The organism is bacterium (assembly GCA_040757115.1).
GTDB lineage: Bacteria > UBA9089 > CG2-30-40-21 > CG2-30-40-21 > SBAY01 > JBFLXS01.
The window spans coordinates 1-2241 of sequence record JBFLYA010000387.1 but is presented as its reverse complement, the minus strand read 5'-3'; the positions used below and the strand labels follow the sequence as shown (position 1 = coordinate 2241).

General features: G+C 34.5%; 3 protein-coding genes. 1 reads left to right on the top strand and 2 read right to left on the bottom strand.

Going from position 1 to position 2241, the window contains the following annotated elements; genetic code table 11:
* Positions 1 to 287: 287 nt before the first annotated feature.
* Complete coding sequence (locus AB1422_18960; protein MEW6621382.1) at positions 288 to 491, top strand: hypothetical protein; 204 nt, start codon at positions 288 to 290, stop codon at positions 489 to 491.
* Here the strand turns inward: AB1422_18960 and AB1422_18955 are convergent.
* Together AB1422_18955 and AB1422_18950 are read right to left on the bottom strand one after the other, a co-directional pair.
* Entirely contained in the window at positions 461 to 1330 is an 870-nt protein-coding gene (locus AB1422_18955; GenBank protein MEW6621381.1) for a M28 family peptidase, read from the bottom strand. The two genes, AB1422_18960 and AB1422_18955, sit on opposite strands and share 31 nt — an antisense overlap.
* Before the next feature lie 442 nt (positions 1331 to 1772).
* Positions 1773 to 1901: a hypothetical protein gene (locus tag AB1422_18950; protein MEW6621380.1), complete on the bottom strand. Its 129-nt coding sequence runs from the start codon at positions 1899 to 1901 to the stop codon at positions 1773 to 1775.
* Positions 1902 to 2241: the final 340 nt, after the last annotated feature.

The window sequence follows — 2241 nt, the reverse complement described above, 5'->3', positions numbered from 1 at the left end:
TATCAAATATCATATCAAAAATCAAAGAGCAAATATCAAAATTAAGGAATTCTTTTATTCTTATTTTTGATTTTTAATATTTGATTTTTTTTATTGCCTTACAAGTATTTTTGCATTTTGCTTTGTCCTTTTGATTTGGACATTTTGATATTTGCATTAAACTCCTTGTGGAATATTTCGCACCGGTATCCTATTGTTTAACATTTGGTTAATGACCCTCTGGGTTGTCTTTTGGGACTCCAAAATGTCAAGAAATACAAAAAGATGGCAAGAAATGAGGTAACACAATGCCAGAGACCATAGATATAACTTTATGTCCTACGCAACGCTCTTCTGTAATACAAGTAAAAAAGTTTATAAAAGTGGTTGACAACAAGAAAAAAATATTAAAATATTATCATCTCATTGGACAGAAGATAGAGAACAATCTGCTTTATCCTGTAGTAAATTACTACTACAATTACTTTCCCGTAAGCTCTAAAATTACATAATAAAGTCCTTTAACAACTTCTGCTAAATCCTGATAATGCAGTGTATGAGGTAAATCTGTCGGGCTATGGTAATGAGGATTGCGATAAAATGCAGTATCGGTAATCATTACTGCCTCGTATCCATATTCCCAGAATGATGCATGGTCGGAAAAATCAATCCCTGGAACAATTGAAAAGGCAGCTATTGATTCTATTGGGAAGTTAGAATGCTTCTTAAAAGCAGAAGTTACCTTATTTACTAATTTCTTAGAGGCTCTATTGCCTACCACTGCGATAAAATTTCCAGTATCAGGATAAAAGAAATTAAGTGGGAAAGGATAGGTTTGTGAATTCTTTTCTTGCCTAAAATAACCAATCATCTCTAAACATATCATCGCCTCAATCTTCTCTTTATATCTATAAGCCTCTTTTGCATATATCATACTACCCATCTGTCCTGTTTGAAAAAATGGTGGTTCCTCATTCGTAAAGGCAATAAATTTGATTGTTTTAGCAGGTTTCTCTTTAAGACTCACAAGCCGAGCTAATTCTAATAATCCTGCTACTGCCGATGCATTGTCATCAGCACCAGGAGTGCCCAATACAGAATCATAATGTGCACCAATAATTATAATCTTGTCAGGCTCTTTAGTCCCTTTTAAACTAACAATAATATTTTTATAAATTCTTCCTTCAATTTGATACTGCTGGAGTTTAAAAGTATAGCCATATCTGCTAAACTCACTCATAATGTAATCAGCTGCTTTTTCTAATTCCTCATATTTAGCAAAATTGCGTTCACCAATATCTAAAGCAAGCTTTTCTACATGGATTCTGAGATTCTTTTCTAACTCATTCATTAATGTAGTTTCTCCATAAACCAAACTGCAAAGTAGAACTAAAAACATGATATTTACCTAAGATAATCGTGTAAAATGAGAAATGTAACTGTTCACCGCACAGACACAGAGACGCAGAGAAAAACACACCCCTAACCCCTCTCAAGAGGGGAAAATCTATTTACGATACGCAACAATTCCATCTCTGATTTTCATCAGTGCAAGCTCTTGAGTACAACAACATTAAAATTGATGTAACCGTTCAGGTCTTGAGTTACTAATATTGATTGAGATTTCGGAACACTTACAAAATATTGAATGTAGAATGTAGAATATCGAATGTAGAATGTTCAAAGTATAAAAACGGCCAAACAGAAAAATCCAGAAACTTCATCATTCTACATTCAGTATTCTACATTCGATATTCAATATTATTCCTGTTACCTGAACGATTACAAATTGATTAACAAATCTGGCTTGCCTGCTGAACATTCGGCAAGCAGGTCCTATGTATTTCCATGTCTTCTCTGGAAATTCTTGCGTCTCTGCGGTGAATTACTATCTGAACGGCTACAGAATATGCAATTATCATCCCTCACACATTCCTTGCCTTTTCCAGTCTATTTTTGGCCAGTTCGCAGACTGCCCAATACACCTCATCCCGCTCTGCCTGAGTGAGACCCAAAATATCAAACACAATATCATCCAAATTTTTAATTTTAACTGATAGGAAATTGCTTTTTTGAGTGTTTTGGATATTATATCCATTTGTGCCCATTGTGAGGATATGTTACCACAAATTTTATCCTTGTGTCAATAGAAAATTCGGCTCTTTTGAAAAAAAATCCGAAAATGTAACTATTCAGCCACTGATTAACACGGATTAGCACGGATAAATAGCAGAGGGCAGAAGGCAGAAGGCAGAGGGCAGA